This window comes from Mycobacterium sp. D16Q16 (assembly GCF_002013745.1).
Lineage (GTDB): Bacteria > Actinomycetota > Actinomycetes > Mycobacteriales > Mycobacteriaceae > Mycobacterium.
Map to the genome: position 1 here is coordinate 708,035 of NZ_MAEY01000001.1, position 16,068 is coordinate 724,102.

The 16,068-nt window shown below is 63.9% G+C and carries 17 protein-coding genes, 1 tRNA gene and 1 pseudogene; 6 read left to right on the plus strand and 13 right to left on the minus strand.

The features are described 5' to 3' along the window. Positions 1 to 51: 51 nt before the first annotated feature. Positions 52 to 939, minus strand: a complete 888-nt coding sequence (locus B4394_RS03470; RefSeq protein WP_128350547.1) for a hypothetical protein — start codon at positions 937 to 939, stop codon at positions 52 to 54. 92 nt (positions 940 to 1,031) lie between these two features. On the opposite strand from B4394_RS03470, the gene B4394_RS03475 reads away from it, so the two are divergent. Next, positions 1,032 to 2,273 (plus strand): tyrosine-type recombinase/integrase, encoded by a 1,242-nt coding sequence (locus B4394_RS03475; protein ID WP_070943062.1) that lies wholly within the window; start codon positions 1,032 to 1,034, stop codon positions 2,271 to 2,273. 13 nt (positions 2,274 to 2,286) lie between these two features. Here the strand turns inward: B4394_RS03475 and B4394_RS03480 are convergent. Then, positions 2,287 to 2,362, minus strand: a tRNA-Ala gene (locus B4394_RS03480). 49 nt (positions 2,363 to 2,411) lie between these two features. Next, a complete protein-coding gene (gene sepX / locus B4394_RS03485; protein ID WP_078310247.1) occupies positions 2,412 to 3,410 on the minus strand; it encodes a divisome protein SepX/GlpR in 999 nt (332 codons plus the stop codon). A 270-nt stretch (positions 3,411 to 3,680) separates the two neighbouring features. Here sepX and B4394_RS03490 point away from each other — a divergent pair, with 270 nt between their 5' ends. Then, entirely contained in the window at positions 3,681 to 4,574 is an 894-nt protein-coding gene (locus B4394_RS03490; protein WP_078310595.1) for a PDDEXK-like endonuclease domain-containing protein, read from the plus strand. A 24-nt stretch (positions 4,575 to 4,598) separates the two neighbouring features. Here B4394_RS03490 and B4394_RS03495 read toward each other — a convergent pair whose 3' ends face one another. Genes B4394_RS03495 through B4394_RS03505 form a run of 3 tightly spaced genes read right to left on the minus strand, consistent with a single transcriptional unit; the run spans position 4,599 to position 7,529 of the window. Continuing rightward, on the minus strand, positions 4,599 to 5,252 hold the full coding sequence (locus B4394_RS03495; protein WP_078310250.1) for a GNAT family N-acetyltransferase: 654 nt from the start codon (positions 5,250 to 5,252) through the stop codon (positions 4,599 to 4,601). A gap of 28 nt (positions 5,253 to 5,280) precedes the next feature. Beyond that, complete coding sequence (gene glp, locus B4394_RS03500; RefSeq protein ID WP_078310254.1) at positions 5,281 to 6,588, minus strand: molybdotransferase-like divisome protein Glp; 1,308 nt, start codon at positions 6,586 to 6,588, stop codon at positions 5,281 to 5,283. 11 nt (positions 6,589 to 6,599) lie between these two features. Continuing rightward, on the minus strand, positions 6,600 to 7,529 hold the full coding sequence (locus B4394_RS03505) for a UTP--glucose-1-phosphate uridylyltransferase (protein WP_078290537.1): 930 nt from the start codon (positions 7,527 to 7,529) through the stop codon (positions 6,600 to 6,602). A gap of 101 nt (positions 7,530 to 7,630) precedes the next feature. Here B4394_RS03505 and B4394_RS03510 point away from each other — a divergent pair, with 101 nt between their 5' ends. The 4 genes from B4394_RS03510 to mscL all read left to right on the plus strand — a co-directional run bounded on the left by B4394_RS03510 (position 7,631) and on the right by mscL (position 9,748). Further along, positions 7,631 to 8,188 carry a 5-formyltetrahydrofolate cyclo-ligase gene (locus tag B4394_RS03510; RefSeq protein WP_353615248.1) on the plus strand — a complete coding sequence of 186 codons (558 nt, stop codon included), beginning with the start codon at positions 7,631 to 7,633 and terminating at the stop codon, positions 8,186 to 8,188. A 90-nt stretch (positions 8,189 to 8,278) separates the two neighbouring features. Further along, positions 8,279 to 8,605 (plus strand): FmdB family zinc ribbon protein, encoded by a 327-nt coding sequence (locus tag B4394_RS03515; protein WP_078314120.1) that lies wholly within the window; start codon positions 8,279 to 8,281, stop codon positions 8,603 to 8,605. A gap of 63 nt (positions 8,606 to 8,668) precedes the next feature. Beyond that, positions 8,669 to 9,343, plus strand: coding sequence for an SAF domain-containing protein (locus B4394_RS03520; RefSeq protein WP_078310265.1), 675 nt, complete (start codon positions 8,669 to 8,671; stop codon positions 9,341 to 9,343). A 9-nt stretch (positions 9,344 to 9,352) separates the two neighbouring features. Next, on the plus strand, positions 9,353 to 9,748 hold the full coding sequence (gene mscL / locus B4394_RS03525) for a large-conductance mechanosensitive channel protein MscL (RefSeq protein ID WP_078310270.1): 396 nt from the start codon (positions 9,353 to 9,355) through the stop codon (positions 9,746 to 9,748). A gap of 26 nt (positions 9,749 to 9,774) precedes the next feature. Here mscL and mspA (B4394_RS03530) read toward each other — a convergent pair whose 3' ends face one another. The 7 genes and pseudogenes from mspA (B4394_RS03530) to B4394_RS03560 all read right to left on the minus strand — a co-directional run bounded on the left by mspA (B4394_RS03530) (position 9,775) and on the right by B4394_RS03560 (position 16,068). Continuing rightward, positions 9,775 to 10,404, minus strand: a complete 630-nt coding sequence (gene mspA / locus B4394_RS03530; RefSeq protein WP_078314259.1) for a porin MspA — start codon at positions 10,402 to 10,404, stop codon at positions 9,775 to 9,777. A gap of 285 nt (positions 10,405 to 10,689) precedes the next feature. Beyond that, positions 10,690 to 11,281 (minus strand): annotated as a pseudogene (locus B4394_RS25625) (MspA family porin). 171 nt (positions 11,282 to 11,452) lie between these two features. Then, a complete protein-coding gene (gene mspA / locus B4394_RS03540; protein WP_078314121.1) occupies positions 11,453 to 12,124 on the minus strand; it encodes a porin MspA in 672 nt (223 codons plus the stop codon). A gap of 303 nt (positions 12,125 to 12,427) precedes the next feature. Further along, a complete protein-coding gene (locus B4394_RS25900; protein ID WP_078310274.1) occupies positions 12,428 to 12,631 on the minus strand; it encodes a hypothetical protein in 204 nt (67 codons plus the stop codon). 4 nt (positions 12,632 to 12,635) lie between these two features. Then, positions 12,636 to 13,133: a MogA/MoaB family molybdenum cofactor biosynthesis protein gene (locus B4394_RS03550; RefSeq protein ID WP_078310278.1), complete on the minus strand. Its 498-nt coding sequence runs from the start codon at positions 13,131 to 13,133 to the stop codon at positions 12,636 to 12,638. A 35-nt stretch (positions 13,134 to 13,168) separates the two neighbouring features. Continuing rightward, entirely contained in the window at positions 13,169 to 14,479 is a 1,311-nt protein-coding gene (locus tag B4394_RS03555) for a trypsin-like peptidase domain-containing protein (RefSeq protein WP_078314122.1), read from the minus strand. Between the two features lie 41 nt (positions 14,480 to 14,520). After that, on the minus strand, positions 14,521 to 16,068 hold the full coding sequence (locus B4394_RS03560) for a sensor histidine kinase (protein ID WP_078314123.1): 1,548 nt from the start codon (positions 16,066 to 16,068) through the stop codon (positions 14,521 to 14,523).

Sequence of the window (16,068 nt, forward strand, 5' to 3'; positions counted from 1 at the left end):
GAGCGACTCGGCGACAAAGGGAAAGTTGGGAGTGTGCACGTCCCCCGCACGCTAATTGGACCCTTCGGCCTTAGGTCCGAAAGGACGGCTCTTAGACGTGATTTCATCTTTGACGTAGCCAAGTAGCTCGGCGGCTGTCGGCTCACGCCCTAGCCGCTCACGCAGCACCGACGGTCCCTCAACGAAGCCAAACATCATGACCTGATTTTGGTGCGTACGGGCGTGCGCGTCATTGAACTTGTCACGAGGCCCTATCGGCTCATAGCCGTCAGGCACTCCCAGTGCAATGATGCGCAACAACTCGATAGCCAGCAGGATACGGTCGCCGTGCTCGAACATCTCCATGAAACCAAAGTCCCCGTACAACGGGAAAGGCTCATCAAGCGGGTCCGGTCCGCGCGTACTCAGCCTCTGCCCTGGATTCACATGGAGAGACTCGCTGTGCGCCTTGTAGTCGATGGGCTCGAAGTCGTCGTTCGAGAATGGCTCAACCCCGCACTCCTGCAACCGCTCCCGAACGCGCACGGGCACGTACTTCCGCTTCCGCAGCTTCTCGTCGGAATGCAGCCATTCGTCGGAGTTACCTCTATTAGCTGCAAAGTCCATCAACAGACACTCGATCTCCATCACGTCGCGCATGGCGTCAGCCGCCACACCCTGATAGCCCGAAAGTGTTGCTTCCAACGCTGTCTTGTAGTCGGCGTGCACACGCTCTATCAGGAAGCCAATCCCCGATAAGGACGGGATCTCGGCGTACGCGGCAACAGCCGCTTCCAAATAGGCAAAAAGCTGTTCGAGACCGCGAAGCCGGGCACCATCCAGGTACGCCGCAAGGCGCTCAGTGCGACGACGCTCCGCCAACACCAACGCTTGCGCCAATAGCGGTCTCGACTTCGACAAGGTAGCGAGCGAATCAGCATAAGTAGGAACATCAGACACCAGCACAACGTAGTGGCGGATATCTCGAAACACCGAGTGTTCGAAAGACTCGGTAGCATTTTTCGCCTCCCCGCAGTGACTAGGCTCCCGTCATGGTGTATCGCGGCGTCAGGGGTGGAGTCGAAGACCGTTGGTTCAAAAAGGTCAAACAGCCTGACGGTTCCACTGCCGAAGCGCCGTCAAAGGCCCACGGCATCAAGTCGCGTTGGAAGGCTCGGTACGTAGACGCCGAATCTAACGAGCGCTACAAGGTTTTCGAGGTCAAGCGGGAAGCCGAAGCATGGCTCCGTGACCGCCTCTCCGAAGTTACTACGGGCACACATATAGACCCTCGCCTAGGAAAAATCACAGTTGCCGACGTTTATAGAAGCTGGGAGTCCGCACAGGGACACATCGCCAAGAAGACCGCCGCAACGCGAAAGACTGCGTGGACAGTTCATGTTCAACCCCGCTGGGCGAAAGTGGCTATCTCCGAGGTCAAGACGACCGTCGTACGGGCATGGGTGGCGAAACTGGTCAAAGATGAGGTAGGGGTTCCGACCATCGAGAATTCGTTTCACGTTTTGCGCATGGTGATGGCGTCGGCGGTTGAAGACGGGCGCATACCTCGCAACCCTTGCGAGGGCGTGAAGTTGCCGAAGCGACAGCATGCTGATCGCGGGTACTTGACTCACAACCAGGTTCTTGCGCTGTCCGAAGCTTGCTCCCGCGACGGACTTGTGGTCCGCTTCCTCGCTTACACGGGCCTGCGGTGGGGTGAAATGGCAGCGCTCAGAGTCCAAGACTTTGATATGCGACGCCGCCGCGTGAACATCTCCCGTTCTGTTACGGAGTCAGGTGGTCTCGACTGGAAGACCCCGAAGACGTGGGAACGTCGTTCAGTACCGTTCCCGTCAGCCATAGCCGATGAGCTGTCGGCTCTCATGAAAGGTAAGAAGCGAGCTGACCTGGTATTCACCGATCTGCGCGGAGGTGTTCTCCGAGTGTCGAACTGGCGGGACAGGGTGTTCGCTCACGCAGCGTCGGTCTGCCAAGAAGCCGACGAGACCTTCCCCACAATCACTCCTCACGATTTGCGGCACACGGCGGCATCTTTGGCCATAAGCGCTGGTGCCAATGTGAAGGCTGTACAGCGGATGCTCGGACATGCCCGTGCGTCGATGACGCTGGACACCTATGCCGACCTTTTCGACGCCGACCTAGATGAAGTGGCGGGTGCGCTGGACGACGCAATAACCGCAGCTCAGAAGAACCAGGAAGAAACTCCTGCGGCATCTCTGCGGCATTCCCAGACCAAAAGTGAGCCTCGCGCAAATGAAAAAACCCCCGACTAGCGGGGGTTTTTCTTGGTGGAGCTAAGGGGAATCGAACCCCTGACCTTCTCGATGCGAACGAGACGCGCTACCAACTGCGCTATAGCCCCAAGACGCTAAGACCTTACCAGCCGTCCTGCGTCAGACCGAATCAGATACCTACTGACCGACAGCGTGCGGCATACGGTACTGCCGCGGCTCGTCGTAGTAATCCAGGTGCTCGAAAACCGGGTCCTCGTCGTCGATTTCGAGGACGGCCGCTCCGGGACGGCGCAGGCGCTGCGGCACCACATCGAGCTCGCGGTCCCCCACGTTCTCCACGCCGACCACCCGCGCACGCTGGTAGCGCGCCGCACGGCGACGGCGCAGCTGCTCCTCGATGCGAGTCTGACGACGCAGATAGCCCAGGTAGAGCACCGCCATCACGGCCAGCGCGCCGCACGCCCACCACGCGGTGCTGGTTGCCGTCGCGGCCACCACACCGGCGATCGTCATCGCCGCGACCAGACCGATCAGCACACGCTTACGGAAGGCGAACTTGCGCGCGTTCTCCTTGGCCATGACGTCGGGGTCAAACCGGCGGCGACGCGATGAGCTGTACATGGGGGGCGCCTGGTGGCGTTCGCGTGTCGGCTCGGCGGGAATGGCCAGACCCGAGGTGTCGTCGACATACTCGTAGGTGCCCGAATCGGTTTCGGCGACCGGTGCCTCTTCCAGATCCTCGAGGTCATCAGACAGTGCGGCCTCGCCGACCGGCAAGGCGATCGCATCTTCATCTACGACATCGACGTCAACGGGGTCGTCGCTCTCGATCTTCTCTGGACGAACCTTGCGCACGGCCATGGCCTTGACGGCCCGCGCGGCGTCCTTGTCTTCCTCGGTGGGCGCACTCGCGATCACTCCGGTCGAGTCTTCGTCGTCCTCATCCTCGAGTTCGTCGATGTCCTCACGACGGAAATCCGGGTCGCTGCGGTGACCGGCGGCGGGGCCGGTGCGGCGCAATAGCTTGGCGGCCTTTCCGTTGAGTACCCGTGTCGCCAGGGCGACGTCACTGGTGCGCTTCACCACGTCGCGCTTGTTGATCAGCATCGGCACCAGGACAAACAGCCACAGAACGACCAGTCCGATCCACAACACCGATTGGGGGATGCTCGGCATCTCGGCCTGCTCCTTTCTGCGCGCGTCAGGTGTGCCTTGCGCCTAAGCCTCAGGTCAAGGCTAGGTTGGCGATCTGCGCACGCTATGAGGCGCGCCGATACCAATTACACACCTGTAATTCTACAGGGGCAAGCATCACAGGCCCCAATAGTCACATCTGTCTCACAAATATCCGGCGGGCCTGCGCCTCATGACGGCTTTTCCCCCGAAAGCGTCGTAAGACGCAGACTCGCTACGGGGGTGTCGGGGCGCGGTGGGACGCTGCGCGCCATGGGGGATATTCCGTGGCCATTCCGCTCAGCCGACGTACTCGCATCCGGTGCAATCTCCGAACGCCGGATGCGCCGGTTGTATCGGCAGCTGTACCCCGGCGTATTCGTGCCAAGAGATGCGCAGCTCTCGGCGACCGAACGAGCCGTCGCGGCCTGGTACTGGTCGCGACGGCAGGGCGTTGTCGCCGGACTGTCAGCATCCGCACTACACGGTGCGAAATGGATAGACGGCGATCGGCCAGCTGAACTCGTGTTTGACAACTACCGGACACCGTCCGGATTAACAGTCCATCAGGATTCGTTACTCGCCAACGAAATCACCGAGGTCCAGGGCATGAATGCCACGACACCCGCGCGTACGGCGTTCGACCTCGGGCGGCGGCTGCCCCTCGGCCACGCCGTGGAGAGAATCGATGCCCTGATGAACGCGACCGGCCTGACGACCCCGGAGGTTCACGCGGTGCTGGCCGGCCATCCTGGCGTCCGCGGCGTCGTACGCCTACGCGAAGTGCTTGAACTCGTCGACGCAGGAGCCGAGTCACCACAAGAAACCCGCACTCGCCTGCTCCTGGTCCGCAGCGGATTCCCTAAACCTCAAACGCAGATACGAGTGCTCGACAGATTCGGTGACTTCGTCGCACGCGTGGACATGGGGTGGGAAGACGCGAAAGTAGGAATCGAGTTCGACGGCGCGCAGCATTGGACGGACCCACGTCAACGTTCCCGGGACATCGACCGTGCCGCAGCACTCACGGATGAAGGCTGGACGATCATCCGGGTCACGTCAGAACTGCTTCGGCACCGCCCCGGCACGATCGTCAGCCGCGTCGACGAAGCACTTCAGATGGCGAGTCTGCGTCTCACGACGGTTTTTCCCCCGAAAGCGTCGTAAGACGCAGACTCGGCAAGAACGAGCTCAGACCCAAGCGGCGTTTCCGGAACGCACCAGCATCGCGGCCACCGAACCTCGCACCTCTTCGACCGTCATCGCCACCAAAAGGTGATCGCGCCAGGCGCCATCAACGTCGAGGTACCGCTTGAGCAGCCCCTCCTCACGAAAGCCGACCTTCGACAACACCGCACGGCTGGCCCCGTTCTCGGGCCGCACCGTTGCCTCCACCCGGTGCAGGGTGACGGGCCCGAAACAGTGATCGAGCCCCAGCGCGAGTGCCGCAGTCGCCACCCCTTGCCGGGTCACCGTGCTGACTACCCAGTACCCGATCCACGCCGAACGCAGCGCGCCGTGCGCGATGTTGCCGATCGTCAGCTGCCCGACGAAATTCCCGTTCAGCTCGATCGCGCACGGAATCATCCGCCCCTTGCGGGCCTCGGCCCGCAGACCCGAACACAGCGCGGGCCACGACGACACACCGTGGCGCGCCATCCAATCGACCTCGGAAGACGGTTCCCACGGCTGCAGATGGGTCTGGTCGGCCAGCCGTGCCCGGCTCCACGCCATCCCATCCCGCAACCGGATGGGCCGCACCGACACCACTCCTGCGGGCACACGCAGTTTCCCGAGCGGCATCGGCCAGCCGGGGTGCGCACTCTCTTGACGCCAGACGCTCATGCGGGCTCCTGGTCTTCGCTCCAGACGCTCATCCGCGCTGTGCCAGGAACGCGACCTCGACGATCTCCCCGGTACGAACCTGTTCCACGTCGGCGGGCACGATCACGAGGCAATTCGCCTCCGCGAGCGTCGCGAGAAGGTGCGAGGACGCGCCCGGCGCTCCCAGAATCTGCACCAGATACTCTCCGGTGTCCTGGTCACGCATCAGCTGACCACGCAGAAAACCCTTGCGGCCAGCGATAGAGGTAATAGGAGACACGGTGCGCGCCCGCACAATTCGGCGCTGCGCGTGCCGGCGCCCCAGGGCCAGCCGGATCAGCGGACGCACCATCACCTCGAAGACCACCAGGGCACCGACCGGGTTCGCGGGCAGCAGGAAGGTGGGCACCGCATCGCGGCCCAGCTGACCGAAGCCCTGCACCGATCCCGGATGCATGGCGACACGCCCCACCTCCATATCGCCCAGCGCCGAAAGCGCCTCGCGAATCCCCTCGGCAGCGGCACCGCCGACAGCCCCAGAAACCACGACAACCTCTGCCCGGTTCAGCTGTCCTTCGAGCACTTCCCGAAACGCGGCGGGGTCCGCGCTGGCAATGCCCACCCGGTTCACATCGGCGCCCGCATCGCGGGCCGCGGCAGCCAGCGCATAGGAGTTCACGTCGTACACCTGACCATTCCCCGGCGTGCGGTCGACGTCGACAAGCTCGCCACCCACACTGATCACCGACAGCCGAGGTCTCGGATGCACCAGCACGCGATCACGTCCCACCGCGGCCAGCAGCCCCACCTGGGCCGCGCCGATGATCGTGCCCGCCCGCACGGCGACATCACCGGGTTGCACATCATCACCGGTGCGCCGCACATAGTCACCCGAACGCACCGCGCGCAGCACCTTGACCCGCGACTCGCCGCCCTCGGACCAGCGCAACGGCAGCACCGCATCCGCCAAGGTCGGCATCGGCGCGCCGGTCTGCACGCGTACCGCCTGACGGGGTTGCAGCCGGGTGGGCGTGCGCTCCCCCACCCGCACCGTGCCGACAACAGGTAGCTCGACCGTTCCGATCTCGCCGCTGGATTCTTCTAGGTCGTCTTCGTCGTCTGGATCGCCGCCCTCACCCGGGCTGATCACGCGCACCACACCACCGGCGGCCTGCACATCGACGCTGCGTACGGCATATCCGTCGATGGCCGCCTGGTCGAATCCGGGCAATGGCCGAACGGTCACCACTTCCTCGGCGCACAACAAACCCTGGGCCTCGGCGATCGCCACCCGAACCGGGCGCGGCGCGACCGCAGCCGCCGTCACTTTGGCCTGCTGCTCCTCGACCGAACGCACTGGTGCCTTTCTTACTCCGAATCCGGCAGCGTGGTCGGTCCCAGACCCAGCCGTTCGACCAGCCACTTCCGCAAGCCCGGACCGTAATCGTCGCGGTCCAACGCAAAGTCAACAGCAGCCTTGAGATAGCCGCCGGGATTTCCCAGGTCGTGTCGGGATCCGCGGTGCACAACGACATGCACCGGGTGTCCCTCATCGATCAACAGCGCGATGGCATCGGTGAGCTGTAGCTCGCCACCGGCACCCCGCGGGATGCGCTTGAGCGCATCGAAAATCACCCGATCCAGCAGGTAGCGACCCGCCGCCGCGTAGTTCGACGGGGCATCCTCAACCTTCGGCTTCTCCACCATCCCCTTAACGCGCAACACATTTGGGTTGGCAGCATCAGGGACAATCTCGACGTCAAACGCTCCGTAGGAACTGATCTCCTCGGGCGGCACCTCGATGGCGCAGAGCACCGAGCCGCCACGCTTGGCCCGGACCTTGGCCATCGTCACCAACACCCCCCGCGGCCACACCAGGTCATCGGGCAGCAGCACCGCGATGGCGTCCTCGTCGTCGTCGAGAACCGGCTCCACACAGCCCACGGCGTGGCCGAGGCCAAGCGGCTCGGCCTGAACCACCGATTGCACCTTGATCAGGCCGGGCGCCCGGCGCACCTTCTCGAGCATCGCGTGCTTCCCGCGGTCCTCGAGCGTGCCCTCAAGCACCAAGTCCTCCACGAAATGCGCGACGACGCCGTCCTTGCCCTCTGAGGTGACGATCACCAGACGCTCCGCACCGGCCTCGGCGGCCTCCTCGGCCACCAGCTCGATTCCCGGAGTGTCGACCACCGGCAGCAGTTCCTTGGGCACGGTCTTGGTCGCGGGCAGAAACCGCGTGCCCAGACCTGCAGCGGGCACCACGGCGGTGCGCGGGATGGACACGTCAGGGGCCGTCATAGCCACTCACCCTAACCACTGACCACGGGATTGCGCGGGCAAGGCGGTACCGTCACGGAATCGGCGATCCCCACAGCACCCCAGAGAACATCAAGAACGTCCTGCGGCAACAGATTGTGCAGGCACGACGGGCAATGTCGCGTGCCGACCGCGAAATACAGAACGACGCGCTCACCGCGCATGTCGCGACGGCGGCCTCTGGGCTTTCTGTGATCGCCGCCTACTTGCCGGTGGGATCCGAGCCCGGCTCGGTGGAGATGCTCGACGTCCTGACAACCCGCGGTGTACAGGTTTTGCTGCCGGTCGCGCGCAACGACGGAACCGGCACGCCGACGGCGCTGACCTGGGGCCAGTACCGACCGGGAGAGCTGGTTGGCGCCCCCTTCGGTCTGCGAGAACCGGCCCCGCCGCTGTTCGGTCCGGCCGCCCTTGCCGATGCCGAGCTGGTGTTGATTCCGGCGCTCGCGGTGGACAAACGGGGCAACCGGCTGGGCCGCGGCGCCGGGTTCTACGACCGATCCTTGGGGTTCGCCGCACCCTCGGTGGCCCTGATCTCGCCTCTGTACACCGGCGAGATACTCGATGCGATCCCAGCGGGCCCGCACGATGTGCCGGTGACTCACGCGCTGACCGCCGACGGATTCGTCACACTCAGCTGAATCCCCAGGTCGCTCAGTGGCGGACCTAGCACTCCAGACGGTAGAGTGCCAATGGCGTTTCATGGTTTGTCAGTTCCTGGAGGACCCCTCATGCCCACCTATTCCTACGCATGTGCCGACTGTGGCGACAAGTTCGACATCGTCCAGGCGTTCACTGACGATGCGCTGACCGTGTGCCAAAAGTGCTCGGGCAAGCTGCGCAAGCTGTTCAACTCGGTGGGCATCGTGTTCAAGGGCAGCGGCTTCTACCGCACCGACAGCCGCTCGGGCAGCGTGGACGCCGCCTCGAAGAGTGATTCCGGCGCCAAGAGCCAATCCAAGTCCTCGTCGTCCGAGACCTCGGCGAGCAGCTCGTCGTCGACGTCGAGCTCCTCCAGCTCGACGTCCACCGCCACCGCGTCCGCCGCCGCCAGCTAACGAGTTATCCACAGCGGCGTATTGCCTGCTGACGCGGGGACACGTGTCGTCCTAGCGTGAGGCATGGCTCGTTCGCCCCTCGATCCCACTGTGCTGCAGCGCGTATCGACAGCGCTTCGCCCTGATTGGGCACGAACGGCACTAGCCCGGCGGGTCATCGCTGCGATCTTGGTGCTGTTCGCGGCGGTCTTGGCATTCCGCCCGGACCCCGCCAACGATCGCACCGACGTGGTCGTAGCCGTCCATGACCTCCCGCCCGGCACGATCCTGACCGGCGACGATGTCCGACTGGAAAAGCGTTCCACGACAATTCTTCCCGACGGCGCACGCACCATGACGGGAACCGTCGTGGGAGCGACGGTGGCCGGGCCGGTTCGTCGCGGAGAAATGCTGACCGATCTACGGGTGTTGGGCCCGCGACTGGCCGAGTCAGCAGCCGGCAGGGACGCGCGCATCGTCCCGGTACCACTGGGCGACGCCGCGACCCTCGACATGATCCGCGCCGGAGACATCGTCGACATCCTCACCGTTGCCGACCACGAACCGGGCGCACCAGATGCCACGGCACCCGAGCCCGCCGTGCTGGCCACGGGTGCCGTGGTCGTGTTGGTGTCGCCGAAACCCGTCACCAAAGGCGTTGGGACGCAGCGGGTGGTAATGGTCGCATTGCCGCCGCAGCAGGCAAATCGCGTCGCCGCAATCGCGTTAGTGCAGGCGGTAACGCTGACCTTGCGTTAGTGTCAGACCATGCTCAAGGGATTCAGAGATTTTCTGCTGCGCGGCAACGTCATTGACCTCGCGGTCGCCGTGGTCATCGGCGCGGCGTTCACCGCACTGGTCACCAAGTTCAGCGACGCCGTCATTCAGCCATTGATCAATCGCATAGGCACCGGGCCCGATTCGGATCACCCTGCGCTCAGAGTCAGCATCGGCGGCGGACAGTACCTGGACTTCAATGTCTTGGTCACCGCCACGATCAACTTCATCCTGATCGCGGCGGTCGTCTACTTCCTGGTGGTTTTGCCGTACAACACGCTCAAGAGCCGCCTGGCCAAGTCCGGTGAGGACCCTGCGGCGGCGACCGAAGCAGAGCTACTCGTCGAGATTCGCGACCTGCTGGCCGAGCAGAAGAAGGCGTCCTAGCCCTTCTGCCCGGCCCGCCGGGTCAGCTATTTCATGTCCCAGGTTTCGCCGTAGGTGGTGACGCTGTCGCCCGCACTGCTGATGAGTCGTGCGTAGGGGCGCAGCAGCACACCACCGGCCGCACCGGTGACGGTGCCGTGGGCGTTACTGACCGCGACGGCACCCTTGGGGCCCGCAATGGCCACCGAGAAGGTGGCGACTTCCTGGATGCCGGGGCCGTTGCCCAGGTCGACGTTGATGCCCGCCGAGGGCAGCAGGTTGGTGGTCTGCACGTACGAGGCTTCCGGGGTGCCACCGAAGGCGTTCGGAATACCGTAGAGGATTGAGGTATTGGGGGTCGTGTAGTTGAAGTTCAGCCCCACACCCAGCGACCAGGGGTATCCCACCTGATAGCCCAGCTCCAGGGTCCCCTCGAACGCATCGGCTCCCGGACCGGTCACCTCATAGGCAGCCCGCCCCGAATGGAACCACTCACGGGTCAGGCGGTTGCGGTCGAGCGGGAAGACCCCGTTCAAGAAGGTGTCCCACTGCTGAATCCGCAGCGTCCGCCCCTTGCCGTCAACCAGAGTCAGCTCATCGTCCAAACCCGCCGTCGCGGTAGCCGTCCCCATGACCGCCAGGCCAACCACGCCAGCGACGACGAGTATCAATCGCATGAGGGTGTTGTGCATGACCTGCCAGATGCCAACTGTTCTCATTTAGTTCCCTCAATTCTCAGGGCGGATGTACGCCACGGCAAATGCCTACCTCGCCAGGAACACATTGTTGCTCAGGCGGGCCAAACGTAACGGCTAAATCGTCTCTGTGAGTTTCCCGAATGTTTCTGGGAGGCTAACTCACAGCAGATACACAGCTGTTTACGCCGCGCGACGCCCATTACTGTGCGCGGTGTCCAATATTGCGCAGTGCCCTACGACAGCACACCCATTAAGTAATGGCGACTACCGCGTATCCCAGGTCTCGCCACACGTGGTGGCGCTGTCTCCCACATTGCTTATCAAGCGCGCACAAGGACGCAACAGCACCCGTCGGCCGCGCCGGTTACTGTCCTCTGTGCATTGCACACCACAACCGCGCCGTTGGCGCCGGCCACCGCGTCCTAAAACGTTGCCATCTCTTGGACACTAGGGCCATTGCCCAGGTCAACGCGGATGCCCGCCGAAGGCAGCAAGTTGGTGGTTTGCACGTATGAAGCCTCCGGATTTCCACCGTAGGCATGGGGTACGCCGCAGGGCACCGAAACATTCGGCGTCGTGTCGTTGACGTTCAGCCGCACACCTCACCACCACAGATAGCCCATCCTGATGAGCCAATTCCAGGTGCCCGCACATGTGTCCGCCCCCGGACCCGCCACCTCGTAAACCGCACGGCCCGAATGGAACCACTCAAGTGTGAGCCTCTTGCGATGCAACGGAAACACACCATTCAAAAGGTGTCCCACTGCGGAATCCGCAGTGTTCATCCCTTGCTGTCGACCAGGGTTAGCTCATTGTCCAAACCTGCATGCGCCGTCGCCAAGATGATGAATGTCATGGCAAAAAGCGTGGGCACCGCAGCTAAGCATTCGAGCGACCGGCGCACAGCGCGACGCATAAGAGTTCTCCTGACCGCGGAAGGTGACGGGCCGACCCTTGCGCGGCCATCAATCCAGCAGCAGAACAGTTATGTGGAAGCTTTTGTTGTCTAGATGTCAGCGAGGATTCGCTACTTCATGTCCCAGGTTTCGCCGTACGTGGTGACGCTGTCACCCGCCGAGCTGATCAGTCGTGCGTAGGGGCGCAGCAGCACACCACCGGCGGCACCCGTGACCGTGCCGTGGGCGTTACTGACCGCGACGGCACCCTTGGGGCCCGCGATTGCCACCGAGAAGGTGGCGACTTCCTGGATGCCGGGGCCGTTGCCCAGGTCGACGTTGATGCCCGCCGAGGGCAGCAGGTTGGTGGTCTGCACGTACGAGGCTTCCGGGGTGCCACCGAAGGCGTTCGGAATACCGTAGAGGATTGAGGTATTGGGGGTCGTGTAGTTGAAGTTCAGCCCCACACCCAGCGACCAGGGGTATCCCACCTGATAGCCCAGCTCCAGGGTCCCCTCGAACGCATCGGCTCCCGGACCGGTCACCTCATAGGCAGCCCGCCCCGAATGGAACCACTCACGGGTCAGGCGGTTGCGGTCGAGCGGGAAGACCCCGTTCAAGAAGGTGTCCCACTGCTGAATCCGCAGTGTCCGTCCCTTGCCGTCAACCAGAGTCAGCTCATCGTCCAGACCGGCATGCGCCGTCGCCGCCGTCGCAAAGAGAGCAACAAGAGTCATGACTAGGGCGCCAACCGCCAACAGACCGTGGCGAGCCCAGCCCGATACCTTGCTCAACAGCTTCATTCTGTTCCTAACAGTCCCCTCATGGCGAACATGAGAATTTCCTAAGCGACGGACAGAAGGACGATATCGGCACGGTGACGGCGCGGCAATCTGAACACTCGTTCTGGTCGCAGTCGACTCACCCGGCAGCGGGCGCACTTGTGAACCGGAAGTTAGCCAAACCCAAGATATCTCCGGGTTAACAATTGGGTGAACGAACGATTTGCTGGGAAACGAGCGAGCACCAGCAGGGAACCGGCACCCCGAATGGGTATCCAGGCTTCGCGACCTGCCGGATTTACGCGTTCGATATGCGGGAATTCCTTAGCCGTGATGGGGCGGAACGTTATCGCGCAACCACTCATCACTTTCGTGCATGCCGCGCGAATCGTTCACATCGCGTTCATCTGGACCCAGAGACGGCTCGGCTTGACCGAAGATACGGTCGATATCCGCATTGCTGGCGCTTGTTCCCCCTGCACCACTTTTGTGGCGAAGGTCACAATCGCGGCCCTCTGGCGCCTGCACCCGATCAGATCTCCAGGCTGGATAGCTGCTCGATGATCTGAATCGCCATCGGTGTCACCGTAGCCATGCCATCGCGCACAGCGGCACGCGTGCCCGCGATGTTGACCACCAGGGTGCTGCCCGAAATACCCGCCACGCCGCGAGACAAACCCGCCTCCGTGACACCGGCCGCCAGCCCCGAGGACCGGATGGCCTCGGCGATACCGAGCAGCTCACGATCGAGAAGCGGTTGAGTGGCCTCGGGAGTGACGTCGCGCGGGGTGACACCCGTGCCACCCACGGTCACCACCAGGTCCACACCGCCGATAACCGCCATATTGACGGCATTCTGAATCTCGGCCAGATCCCCCTCGACTGCCACCACACCATCGACGACGATTCCGGCCTCCGAAAGCAGCTCAGTAACCAGCGGACCACTGGTGTCCTGGTCGCCGTGGGCTGTCCTGTCGTTGACGATGACGACCAGAGATCGCCCCACCGGTCCCACCTCAAGCTCTGTCATGGAAGCAACCGTAACGGCTCGCAGGGACATCTGGGTCATCGGGCGACCTCACCCAGGATCACGTCAGCGGTCTTCTCCGGTCCACCGTTGCCATCGGTGTACGTCAGCGTCACTTTGTCTCCCGGCGCCTTGGAGCGCACCGCCGCCACGAGGCCGTCGGCGCTGTTCACCGGGCGGTTGTCCACCTTCGTGACCACCGCACCGTTCGGTATCGCGGCCTTCTCGGCCGCTCCGCCGGCGACCACCTCGACGATTCTGGCGCCCTGGATCTCCTTATCGTTGCCAACCCGTACCCCCAGGGAGGCGTGGGTGGCGTGACCGTTGGTGATCAGCTGATCGGCGACCCGCTTGGCCTGGTCGACCGGAATCGCAAAGCCCAGACCAATTGATCCGCCCTGCGTCTCGCCGCTGGAATCGCCACCCATGGTCGCGATGGCGGAGTTGATTCCCACCAACTCGCCGCTCAGGTTGACCAGCGCGCCACCGGAGTTACCCGGGTTGATGGCGGCATCGGTCTGGATCGCGTCCAGCACAGTGTCCTGATTGCCTGCCTGCCCCGCCGTGAACACCGGGCGATTCAGCGAGCTGACGATGCCGGTGGTCACCGTGCCGTCCAGACCCAGCGGCGAACCGATCGCGACGACAGACTGGCCCACAACCAGATTCGCGGACGACCCGAGCGCGACGGGCGTCAGGCCCGAGGCGCTGGTGATCCGGATCACGGCGATGTCCGTGGCCGGATCGATTCCGACCACGGTGAAGGGCGAGTTCTTGCCGCCGGCGATGGTGGCGGTGGTCTTGGCGCCGGGCTCCCCCGCCGCCTGGACCACGTGCGCGTTGGTGAGCACCAAACCATCGGCGGAGAGGATCACCCCGGATCCCTCTTCGCTCGACCGACCCATGATCGTTTCCAGCTTGACGACACTCGGAAGAACCTTGGCCGCAACCTGTTCGACCGATCCCGCAGGCAAGGAGGCGACCGGCTGGGCCGCAGGTGAACGCCCGGGCGAGATGGGGGTCAGACCGGTACTGCCGCTGGTGACGACAGGTGCCCGGTGCTGGCGGTCGGCGACGACCGCGCCCACGGTCCCGCCCAGACCACCGGAGACCAGAGCCAGAACGACAGCACCCACCACGAGCCCACCACTACGGCTGCTCCGCGGCGCCTGCGACTGCTTCGGAGCGGGGCGCTGCTGGTTCGGCGGGGCGGACGGGTAGCCATACGCCTGTCCCTGGTACTGGTGACCCGACTGGGCATGGTGCGTCGGAGCCTGATGCCCATGTTGTTGCCCGGAGTAAGGGCCAGACGGCCGGTAGGACCAGCTGCCGTGGGGGTCGTTAGTCATAGGAACTTCCTCACACGTCCTTCATAGGCGTTCACGATCGACTAGCTCGGGTGCCACGCTGCCGGAGGGGACTGAGAATCCACTGAGATCTCCCTCTCGTTTGGCACAGAGTTCCGGCGGCCGGTCGTGTCGCCCAAATTCGGCGACCTGACTGGTCCCGGCCGGCCCGGAAGCAGTACGTGCATTGACGTACCCGGGGCCGGATTCCCGTCGACCACCGCACCGGACTCCGTCTCCTCGACCTTGATGGCGCCACCATGTTTCAGCACAACCTGTTTCACGATGGCCAACCCCAAACCGGAGCCCGGCATTCCCCGGGCGGGGGTCGCGCGATAGAACCGCTCGAAGACCAGATCCCGTTCGGCGGGCGGGATCCCGGGACCGCGATCGGAGATCACCAGCTCGGCATGCGCGGCGTCGACCTGTGCCAGCCGCACCGACACTGTGCTGCCCGATGGGCTCCACTTCGCGGCATTGTCGAGCAGATTGAGAACAGCTCGGGATAGCCCCGCCGCGTCTCCATAGACCTGCCACGGCTGCATGACGACGTCGAATTCGATGTCGTTGCGGCGGCGCCGAACTCGTTCCAGCGCACCCTCCACCACCTCGACCATGTCGACCGGCTCGTGCACGATGTCGGCACCGTCGCCTCGGGCCAGATCAACCAAATCGCCTACCAGTGTGGACAATTCTTCGATCTGGGCGATCACATCGAGCTGCAGCGCCTCCATCTCCTCATCGGGGAGACGCGGAGCACCCGGTTGCATGGCGGCCATCAGCAGCTCGGTGTTGGTGCGCAGCGAGGTCAGCGGGGTGCGCAGCTCGTGGCCCGCATCAGTCACCAGCCGTGCCTGACGATCTCGCGACTCTGCGAGGGCACGCAACATCGTATTGAAACTGATGGTGAGCCGTGCCAATTCGTCGCTGCCCGTGACGGCAATGGGCCGCAGGTCGTCGGTTCGGGCCACTCGTTCGGCGGCGTCGGTAAGCCTGGCCACCGGCCGCAACCCGGTACCGGCCACCATGGCGCCGGCCGCGGCCGCCACCGCGACACCCACGCCGCCGACGATCAGCAACACCCAGCCCAGTCGCCGCAACACAGTATCGGTGGGGTCGAGCGATTTGGCCATGATCAGCGTGCTGCCGTTGTCGAGCCTAAGAGCAAGCACGCGTTGGTGATTGACGGTGCGCAGCGACTGCTCCAGCTCGCCGCGGGTCACCGCCTGCTCGGGTGCGCCGTAGGGAATGGTCTGTCCCTGCTGGGTCGCCGAGAAGGTGATCAGCCCCGGGAAGATCAGCTTGGCATTGACATCGGCCGAGTACGCGGTGCCCTCGATGGCGCGACGCGGATCCACCGACAGCAGCCCGCTGCCGATGAGCAGGTTGGCGCGATCATTGAGCTGTTTGTCGACATCGCGATACAACGCGGTGGATACCAACAGGTATGACGCGACGGCCATCAGCACCACGACCATCGCCACCATCGACATCGCGAGCAGCATCACGCGCCAGCGCAGCGATACCGATGAGCTGGTTGCCCGTAGCGGGGAAAATATTGCCGTGCTGGAGCCCCGTATCCGCCTCGGCAT